The organism is Marinobacter arenosus (genome assembly GCF_019264345.1).
GTDB lineage: Bacteria > Pseudomonadota > Gammaproteobacteria > Pseudomonadales > Oleiphilaceae > Marinobacter > Marinobacter arenosus.
This window is the reverse complement of record NZ_JAHVAO010000001.1, coordinates 3,064,987-3,088,122: the sequence shown is the minus strand read 5'-3', so window position 1 is coordinate 3,088,122 and position 23,136 is coordinate 3,064,987. Positions and strand designations below refer to the sequence as shown.

Below are 23,136 nucleotides of genomic sequence, written 5' to 3'. Positions count from 1 at the left end.
AACGCCAATCCTCACCTCTCGGCGCAGTAGCTGTCAACCAGCCTTTGGTCCGTATCAATGGCGGACACGACCGATGTGAGTGACCGCCCGGATGTTCCGCACCCGCCGCATGACACGGGCCAGGTGCCGACGACCATTCACATGGAGCACGAGGCTGACAATGCTGAACTTGGCGTTCTGATCTTCCACGTTGATGCGCTCGATATTGCCATCCGCCATCGCCACGGCGTTGGCCACTTCCGCAATCACGCCCCGCTGCCGCTCGAGCTCGACCCGCAGTTCCACCGAGAACTCGTCGGTGATGTCCTTGGCCCACTTGAGGTGAGTCAGCTGCGCACGTCCCTCGTCATCCTCGGGCAGGCGGGAGCAGGTATCGGAATGAATCACCATGCCCTTGCCCGAATCCATCATACCGACCACCGGGTCGCCCGGAATTGGCTTGCAGCAACTGGCGAAACGAACCAGTAGCCCTTCCGTGCCCCGGATCGTGACCGGGCTGTGAACTCCGCCGCGATGGGCATCCGGGGTCATGTCGACACTGGGTTCCGATTCCGCGCCGGTCACCAGCTGGCGAGCCACCAGATAGGCCATGCGATTGCCCAGGCCGATATCACTGATCAGGTCGTCCAGACTGTTGACCTGGTTGTGGTTGACCACGGCCTGGATCTGGGCATTGCCGATGTCGGCCAGACGGGCACCGAAGCCCTTGAGGGATTTCTTGAGCAGCGTCTTGCCCAGTTCCAGGGATTCCGTCCGCTTCTGGCTCTTGAGCACATGGCGAATGCTGCTGCGCGCTTTGCCCGTGACCACGAAGCTGAGCCATGCGGGATTCGGGCGAGCGCCAGGTGCGGTAATGATCTCAACGGTCTGACCACTCTGCAGCGGCTGGCTCAGTGAGCTCAGGTTGCGATTGATCCGGCAGGCGACGGTCGCATTACCGATATCCGTATGAATGGCGTAGGCGAAATCCACCGGCGTGGCGCCGCTCGGCAGTTCCATGATCTTGCCCTTGGGCGTGAACACGTAGATTTCATCCGGGAACAGATCGACCTTCACGTGCTCGATGAATTCCAGGGAATCATCGGCCCGCTCGCGCATTTCCATCAGCCCTTTGACCCAGCGGTCCACCCGGGCCTGGTTGGCGCTGGTTACGCTGCTCGGCTCGTTCTTGTACATCCAGTGTGCCGCAATCCCGTTGTTCGCGATGTGCTCCATTTCCTCGGTGCGGATCTGGATCTCAATGTTGACGTGCATGCCGAACAGCGTTGTATGCAACGACTGGTAGCCATTGGCCTTCGGCATGGCAATGTAGTCCTTGAAGCGGCCGGGTAGAGGCTTGTAGAGGCTATGGACCGCGCCCAGGATTCGATAGCAGTCGTCCTCGGTATCGGTAATGATCCGGAACGCATACACATCCATGATTTCGTGAAACGATTTCTGCTTGAACTTCATCTTGTTGTAGATGCTGTTCAGGTGTTTTTCTCGCCCCAGGATACGCCCCGGCAGGCCCCGCTCCTGAAGTTTCTCCTGCAACTTGCCGCGAATTTCCTCAATGATTTCCCGGTGGCTTCCGCGCAATTTGGCGACCGCCTTGGAAATGTACTTTGACCGCATTGGGTACAGGGAGGAGAACCCGAGGTCTTCGAGCTCGGTACAGATGGAATGCATACCAAGACGGTTGGCGATGGGCGCGTAAATATCGAGCGTCTCGGTGGCAATACGCTGACGCTTTTCATAAGGCATTGGCCCGAGGGTGCGCATGTTGTGCAGCCGATCCGCCAGCTTCACCAGAATGACGCGGATATCCCGCGCCATGGCCAGCGTCATCTTCTGGAAATTCTCGGCTTGTGCCTCGGCCCGGGACCGGAACTCGATCTGGGTCAGTTTGCTGACGCCATCCACCAGCTCCGCGACGTCTTCACCAAACTGCTCCGCAAGGGCGTCCTTGGGAATACCGGTATCTTCAATCACGTCATGGAGCATGGCCGCCATCAGGCTTTGATGGTCCAGCCGCAAATCGGCAAGAATGTGGGCAACCGCGAGCGGGTGGGTGATGTAGCGATCGCCACTTTTGCGCATCTGCCCTTCGTGGGCCTGTTCGGCATAATAGTAGGCACGACGTACCTGATTGATACGATTTGTATCCAGATAGGTACTCAGCTCTTTTGCAAGCCCTTCAACCGTCGCCTCTGCCGACACCGCGCCTCCGAATACTCGAGAATCTCAGGGACAAAAAAACCCGAATGCACGCATCCGGGTCCTTCCTGATCCAATGACGTTCTATAGATACACTATAAAAGCGCGGGGCCAGATTTCAATGCTTCCAAGGTACGGATACGTATTTGTACCCGTGACGGCGTTACTCGTCGTCTTCTTCCTGCAGCAATTCACGACCGACCTTGCCTTCGGCGATTTCGCGCAGCGCGATAACCGTGGGCTTGTCGTTCTCTTCCGCCACCATCGGTTCCGCACCTTTGGTCGCGAGCTGACGGGCACGCTTGGTAGCCAGCATCACCAGCTGGAAGCGGTTATCAACGTTTTCCAGACAATCTTCAACGGTAACTCGTGCCATAACTTCCCCGAAAAATAAAATGACTAGTTGAGCAGACCGCGTAGTTTACTGTGGCCGGTTCAATTTGTATACAGCCACAAACAGCATCTGCCCTACCGCGAAAGCCCGGCCAGCAGTTCGCCATGGCGAACCTGCTGCACCGACATTCGCAAGCGCTGGCTGCGGACAATCGCCAGCAGATCCGCCAGCGCCAGCTCGAACTGATCGTTCACCACCAGGTAGTCGAACTCCAGCGCGTGACGGCATTCCTCGGCCGCCTCGGTCAGCCGGCGCTCCACCACGTCCGGAGCGTCCGTTCCGCGACCGGTCAGGCGCTCCCGAAGCACCTCAGACGAGGGCGGCACAATGAAAATACTCACACATTCAGGCATCAGCCGGCGCACCTGCACGGCGCCCTGCCAGTCAATCTCCAGTATCACATCCCGGCCTTTGGCCAGGGTTTCGCGAACCCAGGTGTGGGAGGTGCCGTAATAGTTTCCGAAAACATCCGCGTGTTCCAGGAAGTCGCCCCGGCCGATCATTGACTCGAACGAGTCGCGGGTCACGAAGTGGTAATTGACGCCATCCTGTTCGCCCTCGCGCTTGGGGCGGGTGGTGTGGGAGACCGAGACGCCGAGTTTCTGGTCGGCGCGCAGCATGGCCGCGACAAGGCTGGTCTTCCCGGCGCCCGAGGGGGCGGAAATGACGTACAACGTACCTTGCTCAACTGTCTGGCTCATCAACAAACAACTCCAACCCGAATGTATTCAGAAGGCCGCCCGAACCCGAGGCAGTGCCTGCAAAGCGCGGGATTATACGGTGTTCGACCGGCGTCCGCACCTCACTCGAGGTTCTGGACCTGCTCGCGCATCTGTTCGATGAGCACTTTCAGATCCACCGCGGCACGCGTTACCCGGGCATCGATACTTTTACTGCTCAGCGTGTTGGCCTCGCGGTTCAGTTCCTGCATCAGAAAATCCAGCCGGCGCCCGATGGCATCGTCGCTCCTCAGGGTATCGGTCACTTCGCTGATGTGGGCGTCCAGACGTTCCAGTTCCTCGGCGACGTCACTTTTCTGCGCCAACATCACCATCTCCTGGGCGACGCGCTCAGCATCCAGCTCCACCTTGGCCTTCTCGAACCGGTCACGCAGAGTCTGTTCCTGCGCCGTCAGCAGTTCGGGCATCAGCTCGCGCACCTCGGAGACCAGTCGGGTCATGGCGTCCAGGCGATCTTCGAACAACGGCCTCAGACGCTCTCCTTCGCGCTCGCGCACACTCACCAGCTCAGCAACCGTGGCCTCGAACAGTTCAACAGCGGCCGTGCGGGCCTGGCCAAAATCCTGCTCCGGCACCGACATCACCCCGGGCCAACGAAGGATATCGAGCGCACTGATGTGTGCTGGATTATCAAGTATGCGATTGACGTGATTGGCGGCTTCATTGAGCGCCTTGGCCAGGTCATCGTTGACTTCAAAGCTCTGGGAAGCGGTTTCGGCGGATTGCAGTCGCATGGACACATCCACCTTGCCCCGCTTCAGCTGCTTGCGAAGCGCTTCCCGGAACGGATTCTCAAGCTCGCGAAAGGCCTCCGGAAGGCGAAATGAAGGCTCGAGGTACCGATGATTGACGGTGCGAATCTCGCACGTCAGCGTGCCCCAGTCTCCCTGGGCGTCCCGACGGGAAAATGCGGTCATACTTCGGATCATGGCAGCTCCGGTCATGGTTGGTGGCCTAAGCATCGAGTTTAGCAGGCTCGGAACGCTGACGGCGAGCGCTACCCCGCCAAAGCCATCCGGGCCTTGATCGACGTGTTATACTTTTCGGCCTTTCAATCCACGAACAACCGGGACACGCGCCCGGACACCAACCTCAGACTTCAGGAAACACTATGCGACCAAGCGGCAGAACGCCCGAACAACCCAGAGACGTTCGAATCACCCGTAATTACACCCGCCATGCCGAAGGCTCGGTTCTGGTGGAATTCGGGGACACCAAAGTGATCTGCACGGCCTCCGTCGAAAACAAGGTTCCTCCATTCCTGCGCGGCGAGGGCAAAGGCTGGATCACCGCGGAGTACGGCATGCTCCCCCGCTCCACCGGCAGCCGCATGGGCCGTGAAGCTTCGCGCGGCAAACAGGGTGGACGGACCGTGGAAATCCAACGCCTCATCGGCCGCTCACTCCGGGCCGCCGTCGACCTGAGCGCACTGGGCGAGCACAGCATCACCATCGACTGCGACGTCATCCAGGCCGATGGCGGCACCCGGACCGCCGCCATCACCGGCGGCTGCGTGGCCCTGGTGGATGCGCTGAACTTCCTGGTCGCCGAAAAGCGCTTGAAGAAGTCGCCACTCAAGCAGATGGTTGCCGCGCTCTCAGTCGGCGTTTACAAGGGTACGCCAGTGGTTGATCTGGACTACCCCGAAGACTCCGACGCCGAAACCGACATGAACGTGATCATGACCGACCAGGGTGGATTCATTGAAATTCAGGGCACCGCGGAAGGGGCGCCGTTTGTGAAGGACGAGCTGGACAGCATGCTGGACCTGGCCAAACAAGGCATTGAGCAGCTGTTTGAAATTCAGAAGGCGGCGCTGGAAGCGTAAACGAGGCTTGCGCAAAACCTGGGCGCTGGCATCGCTGCCAGCGTTTCCCAGGTGCTCAGCCGGAAAAGACGTGCTTAAAAACCGATCTCGATGTCGTAATCCATGATCACCGGGGCGTGATCCGAGAAACGGGTGGCGTCATCGATCCAGCCATCCTGGATGGTATTGCGGATGCCCGGTGTCAGCAGATGGTAATCCACCCGGATCCCGGCACTGCGGCGCGCACCCTCGGCCTGCTCGGGCCACCAGGTAAACTGGTTACTCTGTTTGTTGATTTCCCGGAACGCATCGATACAGCCCATTTCATCAAACAGGCGATCCAGCCATGCCCGTTCGTGGGGCAGGAAACCGGAAAAGTCATGCTTGTGATACAGCGGGCTGGCATCGGTCACATGATGGGCCGTCTGGAGGTTGGCGCAGAAGATGAATTGACGGCGCTTGCGCAGGGTTTTCTGCATGTGCAGGCCAAAGCCGTCCATGAATTCATCCTTGTGATCCAGCACCGTGAGGTCATCCTCACCGAGAAGTTCTTCCTCGCGCCCCAGGGCACACGGGGCCAGCACACAGGCTACCGAAACCTTATCAAAGTCTGCCTGGATAAACCGGCCTTCGCGGTCCGCCTGCTCGTTGGCAAACCCGTACATGATGGCCTTTGGAAAATGCCGGGTGTAGATGCCGACACCACCATCCTCGTTCTTCTCACCATCGATGAAATAAGCTTCGTAGCCCTCCGGGATGAGATTGAAATCCTCAATCTCATAGGCGCGCATGCGGTGATCCTGAACGCATACAACGTCAGCGTCCTGATCGGCCAGCCAGTCGAAAAAACCTTTATCAACGGCCTGGGCAAGACCATTGACGCTGATTGATACTACCCGCATACGTGTTCCCTGATTCGGTTTGTGTGTATGATACCGTTTTTACGCGTTAATTAAAGATCCACACCCGCCAGAAGCCTTGCCATGCACGACTATCAGCAGAATTTCATCGAATTCGCCATTCGCCGGAACGTACTTCGCTTTGGTGAATTCACGCTCAAATCCGGCCGCACCAGTCCGTACTTTTTCAACGCAGGGCTGTTCAACACCGGCGACGACCTCCTCCAGTTAAGCAAGGCTTATGCCGCCGCGATAGAACGCAGCAAGCTGGATTATGACATCATTTTCGGGCCTGCCTATAAGGGCATTCCGTTGGCCACCGTAACGGCCATGGCGCTCGCTACAGACGGTAACAGCAAACCCTTTGCCTTTAACCGCAAGGAAAAGAAAGATCATGGCGAGGGCGGGAACGTCGTCGGCGCGCCATTGCAGGGCAAAGTCCTGATCGTGGACGACGTGATTACCGCGGGCACAGCCATCCGGGAATCCATTGACCTGATCCGCGGTGCCGGTGCCGAGCCGGCCGGCGTGCTGATCGCGCTGGACCGCCAGGAACGCGGCAACGGCGAGCTGTCCGCGATCCAGGAAGTCGAGCAGGAGTTCGGCATCCCGGTGGTCAGCATCATCCGCCTGGAACAGGTTCTGGACTACCTGAAGGCAAAACCGGAATTCGCCGGTCACGCCGAAAAGGTGGCCAGTTATCGGGATCGCTACGGAGTCTGATTCATGACCAACCGTTTTACTCCACTGAGAATCGCAGCTGCGATGGCCCTGGCACTCGGAACGATCGCCACCGCGCACGCTGGCATGTACCGCTACACGGATGAAAACGGTCAAATTGTTATCAGCAACACCATTCCCCAGGAAGCGACGAAACGGGGCTACGACATTCTCGGCACGAACGGCCGGGTGATGGAAACCGTCCCCCCGGCGCCGACCGAAGAAGAAATTGCCGCCAGGGAAGCCGAAAAGCAGCGGCAGGAAGAGCTGGAAATCCAGCGCGAGAAGGACCGCTTGCTGCTGAAGCGCTACAGCCACCCCGATCAAGCGGTTCGCGCCATGCACCGCAAGGTTCGCGAACTGGAAGGCCTGATCCAGCTGAAGCGCGGCAACATTTCCGTTATTTCGAGCCAGCTGGACAATGAGCAAAGTCGCGCCGCCGACATGGAGCGAGCCGGTCGCGACATTCCGGAAGCTTCGCTGGAAAAGATCCGACGCCTGGAGTCGCAGATTCGTGATCTGGAACAGGAAATCAGGGTCCAGAATCGGGAAATTGAGCAACTCAAATCCGCATTCGAAGCCGATATCGAGCGACTGGAAGAAGTGACCGGAGAGTCACGCACCCTGTCGCTCAGCCAGCCCGAAAAGAACCAGTAGCCGGGCACCCGACAAACGGTCGGACACAAAAAAGGGCGGAGGTTTCAAAACCTCCGCCCTTTTAGCTGAAAGCCGCCGACTCGCGGCGGCACTCCAGACGTCTTAGGCAGACGCAGTCGTCTTCTTGGCAGAAGCGGCGCTCTTGCGCGCAGTGGTCTTGCGAGCAGCCGGCTTCTTGGTGGTGACTGACGCCTTGGCGCTTTGAGCAGCGCTAGTCACTTCGTCAGCGGTCTCGGAAACGGTGTCCGCCGCTTCCTTCTCGAGCTTGGCAACCAGGTCCGCGGCAAAGCTGCCGAAGCGGGTGTTCAGGCTACGCAGCTGGTCGAACAGGTTCTCACTGTAGCCATAGTAACGCTTGCGCAGGGTCTTAACGCTGTATTCGCGAGCTTCGGACTCCAGCTTCTCAGCGTAATCAAACGGCTTGGACGCCAGTTTCTTCTGCTGCTCTTCCGCGGTGTTGATGCCTTTCTCAACGATTTCCTGAATCTGTTCCTGGTAAGTTTTAAGTTTACCCATAGCACTTCTCCTTAGGTTGTCTGAAAGCATTCTCGGTCCAGCGGCCAAGCGTTGACTGCCGGCCTTATCTGAATTTCGACTTTCAGCGTACGGAGAAAAATTAGAATGTTCATACTAAAAGCTGATGGGTACACCCGGCTCACCAAATTTCCCGATTCCGGACGGGAAACCGGCGCCGTTACCAGCGGAACAACACCCAACTCGGCACCAGCATGTCGGATTCGGTTTCCCGGATCCAGCCGCCGCCATCCGATGGCACGAGATAATATTCCGGGCCGACCTCAGGCACCACCTTGATTTCCATGAGCTGACCGTTCACCCGGTATTCGTAGAACACCTCGTTTTCACCGGGCCGAATAACAATCTGCGGCCCCTCGCTGCTGGGCTGGTAATCCGAGATCACCACGGGCTCGTCCGGGGTTTCCACAAGCGTCTCATCCAGGGCACCGTCATCCTGGGCGATAGCCACCCCAGAAAAACCGGCAAGCAGTAACGCTCCCGAAAAGGCGAATCGTTTCATTTTCGTGATACCCTTTTGCCAATCGATTTACGTACAGATTTGCACAAGCCAATCAACGCTTCAATCAGAATCCGGACCCGCTTTGACATGACTGAGCAAAAGACTCCGCCTGTGGTTCTTGTGGACGGTTCGTCCTACCTTTTCCGCGCCTATCATGCACTTCCCCCACTCACCACCAGCAAAAACCAGCCGACCGGAGCCATAAAAGGCGTCATCAGCATGCTGCGGCGACTGGAACAGGATTTCCCCGGTTCGAAAATGGTGGTGGTGTTCGACGCCAAGGGCAAAACCTTCCGCCATGACATGTACGAAAAGTACAAGGCCAACCGCCCGCCCATGCCGGAGGACCTTGCCTGTCAGATCGAGCCCATCCATGAGATCGTCAAGGCCATGGGCCTGCCGCTGCTGATCGTCAGCGGCGTCGAAGCGGACGATGTGATTGGCACCCTGGCCCATGAAGCGACCAGCAAAGGCATCGACGTGGTGGTTTCCACCGGCGACAAGGACATGGCCCAGTTGGTCAGTGATCACGTCACCCTCATCAACACGATGACCGAAACCCGTATGGACCGTGAGGGCGTGCGGGAAAAATTCGGGGTAACCCCCGAACAGATCATCGACTACCTGGCCCTGGTCGGCGACAAGGTCGATAACATCCCGGGCGTCAACAAATGCGGACCGAAGACCGCCGTTAAGTGGCTTGAGAGCTATCAGGATCTCGACAACCTGATTGAGCACGCGGATGAGATCAAGGGCAAGATCGGCGAGTATCTCCGCGAAGCCAAGGAAACCCTGCCACTGAGCCGGGAGCTGGCGACCATCAAGACCGACGTGGACCTGGACTTTGGCCTCGAGGATCTGCAACTCAGGCAGCAGGATGACGACCAGCTCCGCGAGCTGTTCCAGGAGTACGAGTTCCGGAGCTGGGTCGCAGAGCTGGAGCCAGGCTCCGGCAACGGCAGCGACGAATCCAGCGATGCCTCCGAGCCTCAGAACACCTCGCCCACAGAAAAGCACTACACCATCGTCACCGACCAGGGTGAACTGGACACCTGGCTGACGCGGTTGAAGGAGGCCGACCTGTTTGCCTTCGACACCGAAACCACGAGCCTTCGCTACAGTGACGCCGAAGTGGTCGGCGTGTCCTTTGCCGTCACGCCTGGCGAAGCCGCCTACGTGCCCCTGGCCCACGATTACATGGGTGCGCCCGAGCAACTGGACCGGGACGCGGTCCTGAACCAACTCAAGCCGCTGCTGGAGGATCCCAAACAGGCCAAGGTCGGCCAGAACCTCAAGTATGACAAGAACGTGCTGGCCAACCACGGCATTACCCTCGAAGGCATTGCCGAGGACACCATGCTGGAGTCCTACGTGCTCAATTCCGTGCTCACGCGCCACGACATGGACAGCCTCGCCCGGCAGTACCTGGATGAAACCACCACAACGTTCGAGTCCATTGCCGGCAAGGGCGCCAAGCAACTGACCTTCAACCAGATCGAGCTCGAGAAGGCCGGTCCCTATGCGGCGGAAGACGCCGACATTACCCTGCGCCTGCACCAGACACTGACACCCTTGCTGGAAAAAACCGGCAAGCTGGCGTCGGTGTACCGGGAGATCGACTTGCCCCTGGTGCCGGTTCTGTCCCGGATGGAACAGCGGGGGGCCCTGATCAACGCCAGCACCCTTCGCAGGCACAGCCAGGAACTGGCCGAACGCATGGCCGAACTGGAGCAGGAAGCCCACAAAGTAGCCGGCGAGACCTTCAACCTCGGGTCCCCCAAGCAACTGCAAGCCATCTTCTACGACAAGATGGGGCTGCCCGTCATCAAGAAAACCCCAAAAGGCGCGCCGTCCACCGCCGAGCCGGTGTTGCAGGAGCTGGCCCACGAACACGAACTGCCGCGACTGATCCTCGAACACCGCAGCCTGAGCAAACTGAAGTCCACCTACACGGACACGCTGCCGGAACTGATCAGTCACCGCACCGGCCGGGTCCACACGTCTTACCACCAGGCGGTGACCGCCACGGGACGCCTGTCCTCATCCGAGCCCAACCTGCAGAACATTCCAATTCGGAGCGAACAGGGCCGTCGGATCCGTCAGGCCTTTATTGCGCCGGAGGGCTTCAAACTGGTGGCGGCGGATTACTCCCAGATCGAGCTGCGCATCATGGCCCACCTGTCTGGCGATAAGGGCCTGCTGACCGCGTTCGAGAAAGGCGAGGATATCCACAAGGCCACGGCCGCCGAGGTGTTCGGTGTTCCGGTCGCGGAAGTGTCCGGAGATCAGCGGCGCAGCGCCAAGGCCATCAACTTTGGCCTGATCTATGGCATGTCCGCCTTTGGGCTGTCGCGCCAGCTGGATGTCGAGCGCAAAGTCGCACAGGAATACATCGACCGGTATTTTGAACGCTACCCGGGCGTACTCAACTACATGGACAACATTCGCAAGCAGGCCCACGAGGACGGCTTCGTGGAAACCCTGTTCGGCCGCCGCCTCTACTTGCCGGAGATCAACGCCCGCAACAAACAGTTGCAACAGGCGGCGGAACGCACGGCGATCAACGCCCCGATGCAGGGTACCGCCGCCGACATCATCAAGCGGGCCATGATCGAGGTCGAGACCTGGCTGCTCCGGGAGCACGCCGACGAGGCCAGGATGACCATGCAGGTGCACGACGAATTGATCCTCGAAGTCAGGGAAACCGCACTGGACAAGGTTCGGGACGGCCTGGTGCAACGCATGTCAGCGGCGGCGAAGCTCGACGTCCCGCTGCTCGTGGAAGCCGGCGTCGGTGACAACTGGGACGAAGCCCATTAACGGAAATTCGTCCGACTCCATCAAACAACACCGGACCGCCAGCCCGGTGTTGTTTGATAAACGCCACCAAAACAGGGCGTGAGTTCACAAAATGCACCTTAACAAAGCGTAATCTCAACACCGGAACGCCACCTCACTGCCCTTTCACCCGCCTCCCAGCCTTTAATGGCGCCGTTTCCCGGCTGTTCACACAGAAGCGGCACGAAATTCGCTTCGTTTCAAGTGTCGGCGCTTGCCCCCTCCCTCTCCATTCAGGCAACGCCATGTTGTGACACATCAGTCCGAGGTCGTAACCATGACATCTATGGCATCTGAACGAAGCTGGCTACTGGATCCGGGCCTGCTCAAGCTGGTTCACCAGTGCCGCCGCCTGATTCGGTCCGAATTCGGCGTGAAATTGCACCTCACGGAAGAGCACCTTGAGCAACAGCTGGCGGAATACGCGAGCAAGACGCGCTCCAGCCACCTGACACGCACCTGGGAGGCACTGCAGGAAAAAGTGCCTCAGCTGTGTGTGGCAAGAGAAGGTGAAGACGTGCCGAAACGGATGTATCGGGGCCAGGAGATCGCCGAGGACAGCAGACCGGCGGTCGGCGCAAGCAGTGAGGACACCGAAGCGGACCAGGCCCGGAAGAAGAAGGTCATCTACCGTGGCCAGGTCATTGGCTGATCAGCGCCCGCTGATCAGCCCCGCATCAAAAGGCCTTGCTGACCTGCACTGACGCGCTCCAGGCACTCAACTCGTAAGCACCCTGGTAGTTGGCGGGAGAACTCGGCTGGGTCGGGTTCTGGTGCGTGTAATACCGGTCATCGACGTCAGCGTCGTCGGCAAAGATCAACGTACCGATCGCAGCATCAACCGCCCAGCCACTCTGAACGTCTTTCCACTGCGTGCCCAGGGTCAACCAATGCCGGTCTTCGGACGGGATACGGGCGGTGACAAACTGGTCCACGGGCGATTCATCCCAGGCGTAACCTGCCTTGAATGCCCACGCCGGGGTCGCCTGCCAGATGCCGCCAAGGTTGAACTGCCAGGTGTTCTTCCACTTTTCGGTGATGTGGGTGATGTAGGCGCCCGGTACCCCGGCCACCTCGCCGTTCGGATCCCGGCTGATGATATCCAGCTCCTCGAAACGCCCCCACCTCGCGTAGGTCGCACCGGCCAGCACCGTAACGTCGTCGGTCAACCGGTGACGGGCGCCAAAGGTTACGCTCTCGGGAATGGCCAGAGGCACGGTCACCTTTTCGTTCAGGGTCGTGGTGCTCGTGAAGGTTGGCGGCACCGGCACATTGCTGATTTCCGCGTCGCCCTTCAGCTTCAGCTCGGTTCCGGTCTGGGCCGTCAAACCAAACTGGGTCCGTTCCGACAGCTCGTACAGGAAACCAACGCGGAAGGTCACGCCCACGTCGTCTCCCTCAATGTCGGCGTAAGGCTCTGGCAGCGCAAGCGCAGCCGGCCCGGCGGTTGAGCTCAGATCCTGGTAGCGGGTGAGACGGCCTTCGGCGTAGATCAGGTTAAGACCCGCGCCCATGGACAGCCCCTGGCCGTTGCTGACGGCGACCGAGGGTGTGAAGGCAATGGCCGTGAGCTCGGTCTTGTCAGCAAAGAAGCGGCCGGCGAAATCATCGTCATAATCCGCCGCCAGGCCGTATGGCGCATGGATGCCGAAACCCACGTCGATCTGGTCGTTGATTTCGTGGGTGAGGTAAACGTTGGGCAGAACCGCCGGATCGGCAATATCACCGCCGTTGGACGCGGGCTGCACCGGAACCGCCGGGTTGTCCCGGGTCACCGAAATGCTGTCCCGTTTGGCTTCGGCGTCAATATCCAGCACCGCAGCGCCGAACGAGAGATTGGTGCCGGACAGCTGGCTCATGCCGGCCGGGTTGAACAGGACCGTGGTGGCGTTTTCCGGGTTGGCCGCCGAACCGGCGTTGGCGGTCCCCATGGCGCTGGCGCTTTGCTCGTTCAGGGAAAAACCGCCAGCCAGCGCCGTGGCCGGGGCGGTAATGGCGGCCAGCGTGGCCAGGCGAACGGCTCGTGCGAGCAGTGTGGAACTCATGTGCAGGTATCTCCTTATTGAATCGGCGCGGAGTATACGCAGCACAGGCCAATGGCCTCAAATGCCAATCCTACTGGTTTGCGGGGCTAACCATTTACGACTTTCGTCTAATCATCCTGGATCGACAGCTTGTCGACAGTCGACGACAACTGATCCGCCCCCTGGGCATCGGCACCCAACTTGATCATCAGGCGCAGATCGTTGGCCGAATCGGCGTGGGCGAGCGCGTCTTCGTAGGTGATCGAGCCTTCGGCGTACAGCCGGTAAAGGGCCTGGTCAAAGGTCTGCATGCCCGATTCTGTGGACTTGGACATCAGCTCCTTGAGCTTGTGCACTTCGGCCTTGCGGATCATATCCGCCACCAGCGGCGTATTGATCAGCACCTCGATAACCGCCTTCCGGCCCTTGCCGTCCGGGGTCGGGACCAGCTGCTGGGCGACGATGGCCTTGAGGTTCAGGGACAGGTCCATCCAGATCTGGTTGTGCTGTTCCGGCGGGAAGAACTGGATGATCCGGTCCAGCGCCTGGTTGGCGTTGTTGGCGTGCAGGGTCGCCAGGCACAGGTGGCCGGTTTCCGCAAACTGCACCGAATACTCCATGGTCTGGCGGGTCCGGACCTCACCGATCAGGATAACGTCCGGTGCCTGACGCAGGGTGTTCTTCAGGGCCACCTCGAAACTCTCGGTATCGATGCCCACCTCGCGCTGGGTGACGATGCAGCCCTGGTGCTGGTGGACAAATTCGATCGGGTCCTCGATGGAGATGATGTGGCCCCGGCTGTTGCGGTTCCGGTGTCCCAGCATCGCCGCCAGGGACGTTGACTTACCGGTACCGGTGGCACCGACGAACATGATCAGGCCGCGCTTGGTCATGGCCAGGTCCTTGATCACCTCCGGCAGCGACAGATCGTCAATCTGGGGAATCTTCACCTCAATCCGACGCAACACCATGCCGCACAGGTTGCGCTGGAAGAAGGCACTGACCCGGAAACGGCCGATGCCCCGGGCACTGATCGCGAAATTGCACTCGTGACTCTCTTCGAACTCGGCCCGCTGCTTGTCGTTCATGGAGCCGTAGACGAATTCCCGGGTCTGCTCCGGGGTCAGCGCATTCTTGGTGACCGGGAGTACCTTGCCGTTCACCTTCATGCTGGGCGGGACCCCTGCGGTGATAAACAGGTCCGAGCCCCCTTTTTCAACCATCAGACGAAGCAGCTTTTCAAATTCCATGAGAGTACCTGTGGCGGTTCTTGGTTCTTGTCAGTCGCGGATCAGAAATTGTCCGGCATCTTGGCTTTGGCACGGGCCGCATCCCGGGAAATCAGGCCCTTCTGCAACAACCGCTCCAGGCACTGGTCCAGGGTCTGCATACCCAGGGAACCACCGGTCTGGATGGCCGAATACATCTGGGCGATCTTGTCTTCACGAATGAGGTTCCGGATGGCTGCGGTGCCAATCATGATTTCATGGGCCGCGATCCGGCCGCCGCCCATCTTCTTCATCAGAGTCTGGGAGATAACCGCCTGCAGCGACTCCGACAGCATGGAGCGGACCATGGATTTTTCTTCCGCCGGGAACACGTCCACCACCCGGTCGATGGTCTTGGCCGCCGAGGTGGTGTGCAGGGTGCCGAACACCAGGTGACCAGTTTCGGCCGCCGTCAGCGCCAGGCGGATGGTCTCAAGGTCTCGCAGCTCACCCACCAGGATAATGTCGGGGTCTTCCCGCAGAGCGGAACGGAGCGCTTCGTTAAAGCCGAGGGTATCCCGGTGCACTTCCCGCTGGTTCAACAGACACTTCTTGGATTCGTGCACGAATTCGATCGGATCCTCGATGGTGAGGATGTGCTCGTAACGGGTGTCGTTGATGTAGTCGATCATCGCCGCCAGCGTGGTGGACTTACCGGAGCCAGTCGGCCCGGTCACCAACACGAGGCCACGGGGTACCGAGGCAATATCCTTGAAGGTCTGGCCCATGCCCAGGTCCTCCATGGTCAGGACCTTGGAGGGGATGGTCCGGAACACCGCACCGGAGCCCCGGTTCTGATTAAAGGCGTTGACACGGAAGCGGGCGACCCCCGGAACCTCGAACGAGAAGTCGGTTTCCAGGAATTCCTCGTAGTCCTTACGCTGCTTGTCGTTCATGATGTCATAGATCAGCCCGTGAACCTCTTTGTGTTCCATGGGCGGCAGGTTGATCCGACGGACATCGCCGTCAACACGAATCATCGGCGGCAGGCCAGCAGAGAGGTGCAAGTCGGACGCACCCTGTTTGGCCGAGAAGGCAAGCAGTTCAGTAATATCCATAGGATTCCTCGGAAGGCTTTTTCTTTTATTCCGGCAGCATCGGTCCGGCGGCTTTCCTGGCGAGGTTCACTTGGCATTTCAGTGACCTGCGGGTAACGTGTCACCGTAAAGGTGATGGACCGGACGTGGCGATTTCACACTATGAGCAGCATAGCAGACAACATCGGGAGCGTAACCCGACGCATACAAAAAGCAACATTGCAGGCGGGCCGCGAGCCCGGCTCTGTGCGCCTGTTGGCAGTTAGCAAGACCCGTCCGGCCGACGACCTCCGGGAAGCGGCCGCTGCCGGCCAGACCGCCTTCGGCGAGAACTACCTCCAGGAAGCTCTCGACAAGATGGACGTCCTGGCCGACCTGCCCGACATCGACTGGCACTTCATTGGCCCGATCCAGTCCAACAAGACCCGCCAGATTGCCGCGGCCTTCTCCTGGGTGCACAGCGTGGACCGCCTGAAAGTAGCCCGCCGACTCAGTGAACAGAGAGCGCCGGCGATGGGCCCATTGAATATCTGCCTCCAGGTCAACATAAATGAGGAGGACAGCAAGGCGGGATGTGGGCTCGACGAATTGCCCGACCTGGTGTCCGAAATCGGCGAACTGCCGAACGTGTCGTTGCGCGGCCTGATGGCCATTCCGGATCCTGACCAATCCGAAGCCGACCTGCGCCTGAGCTTTCGCAAGCTCGCCGGGGCGCTGAAGGACCTGAGAAACCGACACCCGGATGCCGGCCCCCTCGATACCCTGTCCATGGGCATGTCCGGCGACCTGGAGCTGGCCATTGCGGAGGGCGCCACCTGGGTGCGAGTCGGCACCGATGTTTTCGGCGCCCGCCCGGCGAAGAGCTGAAACAGCCCGTTCCTGCTATGATCAGGTCCGGACGTTTAACCGATCAACCGTTGGAGTGAACCTTGAGCACATCACCAACCATCTCATTTATTGGTGCCGGCAACATGGCCAGCGCCATCATTGGCGGTATGCTGGACAGTGGCTACAAGGCCGCGGACATCTGGGTCAGCGCCCCGGACGATGGCCACCTGCAATCCATCCGCAAGAAATTCGGCGTCAGCGTCACCACCGATAACCGCTACTGCGCCCAACAGGCGGACATGGTGGTGCTTGCGGTCAAACCGCAGGTCATGGCGGATGTGTGCCGCGATATCGCTCCGGTGGTGCAGAACACCCGCCCCCTGATGGTTTCCATTGCGGCCGGCCTCACTGCCGACACACTCGATGGCTGGCTGGCCGGCGGCCTCCCGCTGGTTCGGGTGATGCCCAACACTCCGTCACTGGTGGGCAAAGGCGCGGCCGGCCTGTTTGCCAACGATCGTGTCGAGGAGGACCAGAAAAAGATGGTCGAGTCGGTGTTCGAGAGCATCGGCTCCGCGCTCTGGGTGGATGACGAAAATCTGCTGCACGCGGTTACCGCCCTCTCCGGCAGCGGCCCCGCTTACTTCTTCCTGATGCTGGAAGCCCTGGAAGAGGCCGCCACCGAAGCAGGCATTGCCGCCGACACGGCCCGCCAGCTGGCCATTCAGACCATGGCCGGTGCGGCGGAAATGGCCGCGCGCAGCGAGCATGACCCCGGCCAACTGAAGCGCAACGTCATGTCTCCCGGCGGCACCACCGAACAGGCCATCAACACCTTCGAAGACGGTGGCATGCGCGACCTGGTCCGCAAGGCCTACAAAGCGGCCTTCAAGCGCTCGGAAGAAATGGCCAGTGAACTGGCAGGCAAACAGTAACCGATAACGGAGACACGGCTTCATGCTGGCAGACATCCTGATTACGATCCTGCTCATCGCGTCCACCTTTTATATGACCATTGTCCTGCTGCGGTTTCTGCTGCAGCTGGCCCGTGCCGATTTCTACAACCCGATCTCCCAGTTCGTGGTCAAGGCCACCAACCCGCCGTTGCGCCCGCTGCGCCGCTTCATTCCGGGCTGGGGCGGCATTGACGGTGCCTCACTGGTTCTGGCCATCATTATCCAGGCCATCACCTTTTTCCTGATCCTCGTTGCCCTGAACGGCGGCATTCCCGGCATCAACCCGGTCACCTTGATGGTATGGGCCGTGCTGAACGTCCTGGACCTGATCGTGAAGATCTATTTCTGGTCGGTGATTGCCGTTGTCGTGGTGAGCTGGATTGCCCCGGGCAGTGGACACCCCGCGATTCAACTGGTGGCGCAGATCACCGAGCCGGTCATGCGCCCGGTTCGCAATGTCATGCCTTCCATGGGCGGACTGGATCTCTCGCCGATCATCGTCTTCCTGATTCTGAACGTGATCTCCGTGGTCATTGAGCACATGAAAATGGCCGCCGGGCTCGGTTCCATCGGCCTCGGAATGTAAACCGCGTCTCACGGATACACTCTGTAACAGTTCGCGACGAAAACCAAAATACCGAAGCTGCAAAGTCATCTTTCTGATTTTGCAGCTTTTTTATTGTAATTCCTGCCAATTTCAACGACAGTCTGCGTACCCGTCACCCACAATGATTTCGGTAACAGGATAGTATTACTGAAACGTAATCCGTAAGCATCGTGCCCGAAGCACCCGGTAGTCGCGCAGAAGGAAAGTCCAATGAATCAACAGGGAACTCTGTCGCAGCAGGTAGAGGCGTACCATAACTGGAAGAAAGAGTTGATCCGGCAGATTGGCCGTTACCGGCTTTGGCTGCAGGACAACAATCTGTTTTCCGATGACGTCAGCACCCGCATCCGTAACGGCCTTGAGCTGCTGATTGAGGACGAACTGACCATTGCGTTTGTGGGTGAGTATTCGCGGGGTAAGACGGAGCTGATCAACGCCCTGTTCTTCTCGGAATTTGGCCAGCGCATGCTGCCGTCCCAGGCAGGACGAACCACCATGTGTCCGACCGAACTGTTCTTCGATCGCAGTGCCAACCAGAACTACCTGTTATTGCTGCCCATTGAGACCCGAACCGGTGAGCTGTCCCTGCAGCAGCTGCGAAAACAACCGGAGCGTTGGGTCAAGCACGAGCTCGACGAACGTGATCCAGAGGTAATGCGCGAGGTCCTGGCCGAGGTCGCCCGGGTCAAGAGCGTGCTCCCGGAAGAGGCCCGCAATCTGGGCTTCGACGAAGACATGCTGGAGCACGACCGCAACAACCCCGGCAACGTGCTGGTGCCCGCGTGGCGCAATGCCCAGATCAGTATTCGCCATCCGCTGTTCGAGCGGGGCTTGCGGATTCTGGATACGCCCGGGCTGAACGCCCTGGGCTCGGAGCCGGAGCTGACCATCAGCATGCTGCCGCGCGCCCATGCGGTCATTTTCGTACTGAGTGCTGATACCGGTGTGACGGCCAGCGACATGACCATCTGGAAAGAGCACATCGATACCGAGCACGCCGACCACCGCGCCGGACGGTTCGCCGTACTGAACAAGATTGACGTGCTCTGGGATGACCTGCAGGGCGAGAAGCACACCCAGGATGCCATTGAGCGGGTCCGAGCCTACACGGCCGATCATCTCGGCATCCGCCAGCACGATGTGATTCCGCTGTCGGCCAAGCAGGGCTTGGTTGCCCGGGTTCGACGGGACGAGGATCTCTTTGATCGCTCCAACATCGGGCGCCTGGAACACCTGATTATCCAGCGCATCCTGATGCACAAGGAACAGCTGATCACCCAGAGCCTGATCAACGACTTGCTGGGTATGCTGCAGAACAGCCAGGCGGCCATGCAAACCCGGCTCGACTCCCTTGAAGAAGAGCTCGAGGCCTGCTCCGGCGTCACCATGGACAAGCAGGCCCTCAGCCGTCTGGCCGATCGCGCCCAGAAGGATTACGACTTCTACTACAAGAAGCTGATCACCCTCCGTTCCAGCCGCCGCCTGATGGACTCCCAGGGCGACATGCTGAAAAAACTGGTCAGCGAGGAACGGTTCGAAGGCCACGCCGACCGGATTCGCAAGTCCATGTCCAAAAGCTGGACCACCGCCGGCATGAATCGCGCGATGGACCAGTTTTTCGAGCTGTTGGAAAGCGACCTGACCAATTTGCTGAGCGAAGGGCACCTGGCCGAGAAAATGGTGGGCGCCATCTACCGCCGCTACAACGAGGACACCCGAGCCCGTCACCTCGAGCCGATCCCGCTGCGTTCAGGCCGGCACGTCATCGCCATCCGGGAACTGCGCAAGAAAGCCCGGCGGTTTCGCATCAGCCCCAAGAACCTGCTGACCGAACAGTCCATGCTGGTTCGGCGCTTTTTCAACGTCATGGTCGGCGAAGCCAGGACGCTGCATGCCCGAGTGCGAGCCGACGTCGAGCGCTGGCCCCAGGAAGCGCTGCTGCCCATCATGCAGTACTCCATGGAGCAGAAGCAGCTTCTCGAGCACCAGATCCGGCGCCTGCGGGACATGGTGCGCAGTGACCGCGATGGCCGGGCGGAGCGTGAGCGCCTGAATCACACCATTGCCGACCTGCGCCGCCAACTGGAACTGGCCGACGCCATGCAGCGTCAGATCCGGAAACCGGCTCCGACCCTGATCCAGCAGAAAGTCGTCAATATCTCCGGGGCTGTCTGAGCCCCGACGCCTCCCTGCGCCTTCGGTTGCAGCCATCACGGCCCGGCTTTAAACTGCTGGGCTGGCAATGGCTCCGTCATTGCTGTTCCAGACACTTACGGATCGAACCAGGAACCTGTCGCGCCAATGCCCGATTCCCTGCCCGCGGATTCTGTCGGGATTGTTTCCCCGCAGATTTATCACTTTGATTCCCCCATAGACCTGGCCTGCGGTCAGGCGCTGGACAGTTACGACCTGGTCGTTGAAACCTACGGCGAACTGAATGCAGACGCCAGCAACGCCGTGCTCATCTGCCACGCACTCAGCGGGCATCACCACGCCGCCGGCTACCACGCCATGGATGAGCGCAAGCCCGGCTGGTGGGACAGCTGCATTGGGCCTGGCAAGCCCATCGACACCAACCGTTTTTTTGTTGTGAGTCTCAACAACCTGGGCGGCTGTCACGGCAGCACCGGCCCCAGCAGCACCAACCCGGCCACCGGCAAGCCCTACGGGCCGGACTTCCCTGTTATTACCGTGGGCGACTGGGTGAAGAGCCAGGCCCTGCTGGCCGACCGCCTGGGCATCCAGTGTTGGGCGGCTGTCGTTGGCGGTTCCCTGGGGGGAATGCAGGCGCTGCAGTGGAGCCTGGACTATCCGGACCGACTCAAACACTCGGTGGTGATTGCGTCCACACCCAGACTGACGGCCCAGAACATTGCCTTCAACGAGGTGGCCCGACAGGCCATCACCTCAGACCGGGAATTCCATGGCGGTCGCTACTACGATTTTGATGTGGTGCCCCGGCGCGGACTGATGCTGGCCCGAATGGTTGGGCACATCACCTACCTGTCGGACGCCTCCATGGGCGAGAAATTCGGACGGGAACTGCGGGATCAGGCCTACAAATTCGGGTACGACGCCGAATTCCAGGTGGAAAGCTACTTGCGGTACCAGGGCGAGCGTTTTTCCGAGACCTTCGATGCCAACACCTACCTGCTGATGACCCGGGCCCTGGATTACTTTGATCCGGCGTACGATTATGGTGGCGACCTTTCCAGGGCGCTGACGGGCACCCAATGCGAGTTCCTGGTGCTGTCCTTCAGCACCGACTGGCGCTTCAACCCGGCGCGGTCCGAGGAGATGGTCAACGCCATGATCGCCGCCCGCAGGAAAGTGAGCTATTCGGAGATCGACGCACCCTGGGGCCACGATGCGTTTCTGATACCGACGCCCAGGTACACCGATGTCTTCACCGCCTATATGGATCGCGTTGCACGGGAGGTAGGTGCATGAGACCGGACCTCGAAATCATCCAGCAGTGGATCCAGCCGGGCCACCATGTACTCGACCTGGGCTGCGGCGATGGCACCCTGCTCGATTACCTGCAACGGGAACGCGGGGCCAGCGGTTTTGGCCTGGAGATCAACCCGGACCACATCACCACGTGCATGGGCCGTGGCGTGGCGGTCATTGAACAGAACATCGATACCCAGGGACTCGGCAACTTTGACGACGGCAGCTTCGATACCGTCCTGATGACCCAGGCGCTCCAGGCCGTAAGACGGCCGGACAAGGTCCTCGACGAAATGCTGCGGGTCGGCCGCGAGGGGATTGTTACCTTCCCCAACTTCGCCCACTGGCGACTGCGGTGGGGACTGGCGCTCAGTGGTCGCATGCCCGAATCCGAAGCACTACCGTATAAATGGTACAACACCCCCAACATCCGGTTGTGCACCTTCAAGGATTTTGAAGCCCTGTGCCGTCAGAAAGGCATTCGCATCAAGAGCCGACGGGTGGTTGACGGCCAACACCAGAACAGCTGGCTGGCCAGGCTGTGGCCCAACCTGCTGGGGGAGATTGCCATTTACCGCATCACACGGGAGAACGAGCAATGAACAGTGCCAAGCGTCACACCTTCAGCAAGATCGCCCTGGCTGTGCTGGTCTGGATTGGTTTCTCGATCCAGGCCCAGGCCGCCGGAAACACCGATTTCGGGGACTACCAGGTACACTGGAGCGTGCTGCCCAGCACCTTCCTTGCACCGGAGGTGGCCCGCGCCAATAACCTGCAGCGCAGCAAAGGCATTGGCATCGTCAATATCTCCATCATGAAAGAGAACGACGATGGAACTCTGTCCCCGGTCAGCGGTCAGGTTGAAGGCAAGGTCACCAACGACATCCAGCAAGTACGTTTCCTGGCGTTCCGCCGAATCCAGGAGGGCGATGCGGTGTATTTTATCGCCGAATACCAGTACAGCTCCGGTGAACTGATGACCTTCAACATCACGGCACGGCCCACGGGCGAACCCCAGGACCTGCCGGTACGTTTTGCCCACACACTGTTCAGCGACTGAATTGCCCATGCCAGAACCTCGCATCAACAAGCTGGTTATCGCCAGTAACAACCAAGGCAAGATCGCTGAGCTGACGGACCTGCTGGCACCGCTGGGGCTGACACCGGTCGCCCAGGGCGAACTCGGGGTCAGCGAGGCGGAAGAGCCGGCAGTGACCTTCGTGGAAAATGCCATTCTCAAGGCCCGTCACGCCGCCCGGGAAACCGGTATGCCAGCGCTGGCCGACGACAGTGGCCTGGCTGTCGATTGCCTGGGTGGAGAGCCGGGGGTGCGCTCGGCCCGATACGCCGGTACCGGCGCCTCCGATGAGGACAACGTAAAGGCGTTGCTGGCTGCCATGGCCGACATCCCGGAGTCCAGACGAAGCGCCCAGTTCCATTGCGTGCTCGTCTTCCTGCGCCACGCCAATGATCCGACCCCCATCGTCTGCCACGGCCGATGGCCAGGGGCCATCCTGACCGAGCCGAGGGGTGAAGGCGGTTTTGGCTACGATCCGGTGTTCTGGGTACCTGAGCACCAATGCAGCGCCGCCGAACTGACGCGCGCCGAAAAAAGCCGGATCAGCCACCGGGGGCGCGCCCTCCGCCTGCTGGTCGAACAGCTCGGTACGGGAGCCTAG

The 23,136-nt window shown here is 59.9% G+C and carries 23 protein-coding genes; 13 read left to right on the top strand and 10 right to left on the bottom strand.

Annotated elements, in window-relative coordinates:
- Nucleotides 1-54 precede the first annotated feature (54 nt).
- From KXD86_RS14090 to KXD86_RS14075, 4 genes are all read right to left on the bottom strand, one after another.
- The gene (locus KXD86_RS14090) at nt 55-2,199 is read right to left on the bottom strand and encodes a RelA/SpoT family protein (protein WP_218636632.1); all 2,145 of its coding nucleotides are present in this window, start codon (nt 2,197-2,199) and stop codon (nt 55-57) included.
- A 160-nt stretch (nt 2,200-2,359) separates the two neighbouring features.
- The gene (gene rpoZ / locus KXD86_RS14085; RefSeq protein WP_218636631.1) at nt 2,360-2,572 is read right to left on the bottom strand and encodes a DNA-directed RNA polymerase subunit omega; all 213 of its coding nucleotides are present in this window, start codon (nt 2,570-2,572) and stop codon (nt 2,360-2,362) included.
- A gap of 92 nt (nt 2,573-2,664) precedes the next feature.
- Complete coding sequence (gene gmk, locus KXD86_RS14080; RefSeq protein ID WP_218636630.1) at nt 2,665-3,291, bottom strand: guanylate kinase; 627 nt, start codon at nt 3,289-3,291, stop codon at nt 2,665-2,667.
- Nucleotides 3,292-3,392: 101 nt separating this feature from the next.
- On the bottom strand, nt 3,393-4,259 hold the full coding sequence (locus KXD86_RS14075) for a YicC/YloC family endoribonuclease (RefSeq protein WP_218636629.1): 867 nt from the start codon (nt 4,257-4,259) through the stop codon (nt 3,393-3,395).
- A gap of 182 nt (nt 4,260-4,441) precedes the next feature.
- Here KXD86_RS14075 and rph point away from each other — a divergent pair, with 182 nt between their 5' ends.
- Nucleotides 4,442-5,158 (top strand): ribonuclease PH, encoded by a 717-nt coding sequence (rph, locus tag KXD86_RS14070; protein ID WP_218636628.1) that lies wholly within the window; start codon nt 4,442-4,444, stop codon nt 5,156-5,158.
- 74 nt (nt 5,159-5,232) lie between these two features.
- Here rph and KXD86_RS14065 read toward each other — a convergent pair whose 3' ends face one another.
- On the bottom strand, nt 5,233-6,039 hold the full coding sequence (locus KXD86_RS14065; RefSeq protein WP_218636627.1) for an exodeoxyribonuclease III: 807 nt from the start codon (nt 6,037-6,039) through the stop codon (nt 5,233-5,235).
- A gap of 81 nt (nt 6,040-6,120) precedes the next feature.
- On the opposite strand from KXD86_RS14065, the gene pyrE reads away from it, so the two are divergent.
- Nucleotides 6,121-6,759: an orotate phosphoribosyltransferase gene (gene pyrE / locus KXD86_RS14060; protein WP_218636626.1), complete on the top strand. Its 639-nt coding sequence runs from the start codon at nt 6,121-6,123 to the stop codon at nt 6,757-6,759.
- Between the two features lie 3 nt (nt 6,760-6,762).
- Nucleotides 6,763-7,413: a DUF4124 domain-containing protein gene (locus tag KXD86_RS14055; RefSeq protein WP_218636625.1), complete on the top strand. Its 651-nt coding sequence runs from the start codon at nt 6,763-6,765 to the stop codon at nt 7,411-7,413.
- A 102-nt stretch (nt 7,414-7,515) separates the two neighbouring features.
- Here the strand turns inward: KXD86_RS14055 and KXD86_RS14050 are convergent, their stop codons facing one another.
- Together KXD86_RS14050 and KXD86_RS14045 are read right to left on the bottom strand one after the other, a co-directional pair.
- Nucleotides 7,516-7,929 carry a hypothetical protein gene (locus KXD86_RS14050; RefSeq protein ID WP_218636624.1) on the bottom strand — a complete coding sequence of 138 codons (414 nt, stop codon included), beginning with the start codon at nt 7,927-7,929 and terminating at the stop codon, nt 7,516-7,518.
- Between the two features lie 178 nt (nt 7,930-8,107).
- Complete coding sequence (locus tag KXD86_RS14045) at nt 8,108-8,449, bottom strand: DUF2782 domain-containing protein (protein WP_218636623.1); 342 nt, start codon at nt 8,447-8,449, stop codon at nt 8,108-8,110.
- Nucleotides 8,450-8,536: 87 nt separating this feature from the next.
- Here KXD86_RS14045 and polA point away from each other — a divergent pair, with 87 nt between their 5' ends.
- The gene (gene polA / locus KXD86_RS14040) at nt 8,537-11,269 is read left to right on the top strand and encodes a DNA polymerase I (RefSeq protein ID WP_218636622.1); all 2,733 of its coding nucleotides are present in this window, start codon (nt 8,537-8,539) and stop codon (nt 11,267-11,269) included.
- Nucleotides 11,270-11,564: 295 nt separating this feature from the next.
- Nucleotides 11,565-11,939: a hypothetical protein gene (locus KXD86_RS14035; protein ID WP_218636621.1), complete on the top strand. Its 375-nt coding sequence runs from the start codon at nt 11,565-11,567 to the stop codon at nt 11,937-11,939.
- Nucleotides 11,940-11,964: 25 nt separating this feature from the next.
- On the opposite strand, the gene KXD86_RS14030 is transcribed toward KXD86_RS14035, so the two are convergent.
- The 3 genes from KXD86_RS14030 to KXD86_RS14020 form a co-directional block, all read right to left on the bottom strand.
- Nucleotides 11,965-13,332: an OmpP1/FadL family transporter gene (locus KXD86_RS14030; RefSeq protein ID WP_218636620.1), complete on the bottom strand. Its 1,368-nt coding sequence runs from the start codon at nt 13,330-13,332 to the stop codon at nt 11,965-11,967.
- Nucleotides 13,333-13,439: 107 nt separating this feature from the next.
- Nucleotides 13,440-14,561, bottom strand: a complete 1,122-nt coding sequence (locus tag KXD86_RS14025; protein ID WP_218636619.1) for a PilT/PilU family type 4a pilus ATPase — start codon at nt 14,559-14,561, stop codon at nt 13,440-13,442.
- Nucleotides 14,562-14,602: 41 nt separating this feature from the next.
- Nucleotides 14,603-15,637, bottom strand: coding sequence for a type IV pilus twitching motility protein PilT (locus KXD86_RS14020; RefSeq protein ID WP_218636618.1), 1,035 nt, complete (start codon nt 15,635-15,637; stop codon nt 14,603-14,605).
- 141 nt (nt 15,638-15,778) lie between these two features.
- Between KXD86_RS14020 and KXD86_RS14015 the strand changes: the two genes are divergently transcribed.
- The 8 genes from KXD86_RS14015 to rdgB all read left to right on the top strand — a co-directional run bounded on the left by KXD86_RS14015 (nt 15,779) and on the right by rdgB (nt 23,136).
- On the top strand, nt 15,779-16,483 hold the full coding sequence (locus KXD86_RS14015; protein ID WP_218636617.1) for a YggS family pyridoxal phosphate-dependent enzyme: 705 nt from the start codon (nt 15,779-15,781) through the stop codon (nt 16,481-16,483).
- Between the two features lie 62 nt (nt 16,484-16,545).
- Entirely contained in the window at nt 16,546-17,379 is an 834-nt protein-coding gene (proC, locus tag KXD86_RS14010; RefSeq protein WP_218636616.1) for a pyrroline-5-carboxylate reductase, read from the top strand.
- A gap of 22 nt (nt 17,380-17,401) precedes the next feature.
- Nucleotides 17,402-17,986 (top strand): YggT family protein, encoded by a 585-nt coding sequence (locus KXD86_RS14005; RefSeq protein WP_218636615.1) that lies wholly within the window; start codon nt 17,402-17,404, stop codon nt 17,984-17,986.
- Nucleotides 17,987-18,217: 231 nt separating this feature from the next.
- Complete coding sequence (locus tag KXD86_RS14000) at nt 18,218-20,182, top strand: dynamin family protein (protein WP_218636614.1); 1,965 nt, start codon at nt 18,218-18,220, stop codon at nt 20,180-20,182.
- A gap of 126 nt (nt 20,183-20,308) precedes the next feature.
- Nucleotides 20,309-21,457 (top strand): homoserine O-succinyltransferase MetX, encoded by a 1,149-nt coding sequence (metX, locus tag KXD86_RS13995; RefSeq protein WP_218636613.1) that lies wholly within the window; start codon nt 20,309-20,311, stop codon nt 21,455-21,457.
- On the top strand, nt 21,454-22,059 hold the full coding sequence (gene metW, locus KXD86_RS13990) for a methionine biosynthesis protein MetW (protein WP_218636612.1): 606 nt from the start codon (nt 21,454-21,456) through the stop codon (nt 22,057-22,059). The genes metX and metW overlap by 4 nt, the downstream gene beginning before the upstream one ends.
- Nucleotides 22,056-22,517: a DUF4426 domain-containing protein gene (locus KXD86_RS13985; RefSeq protein WP_218636611.1), complete on the top strand. Its 462-nt coding sequence runs from the start codon at nt 22,056-22,058 to the stop codon at nt 22,515-22,517. The genes metW and KXD86_RS13985 overlap by 4 nt, the downstream gene beginning before the upstream one ends.
- Before the next feature lie 7 nt (nt 22,518-22,524).
- Entirely contained in the window at nt 22,525-23,136 is a 612-nt protein-coding gene (rdgB, locus tag KXD86_RS13980; RefSeq protein WP_218636610.1) for an RdgB/HAM1 family non-canonical purine NTP pyrophosphatase, read from the top strand.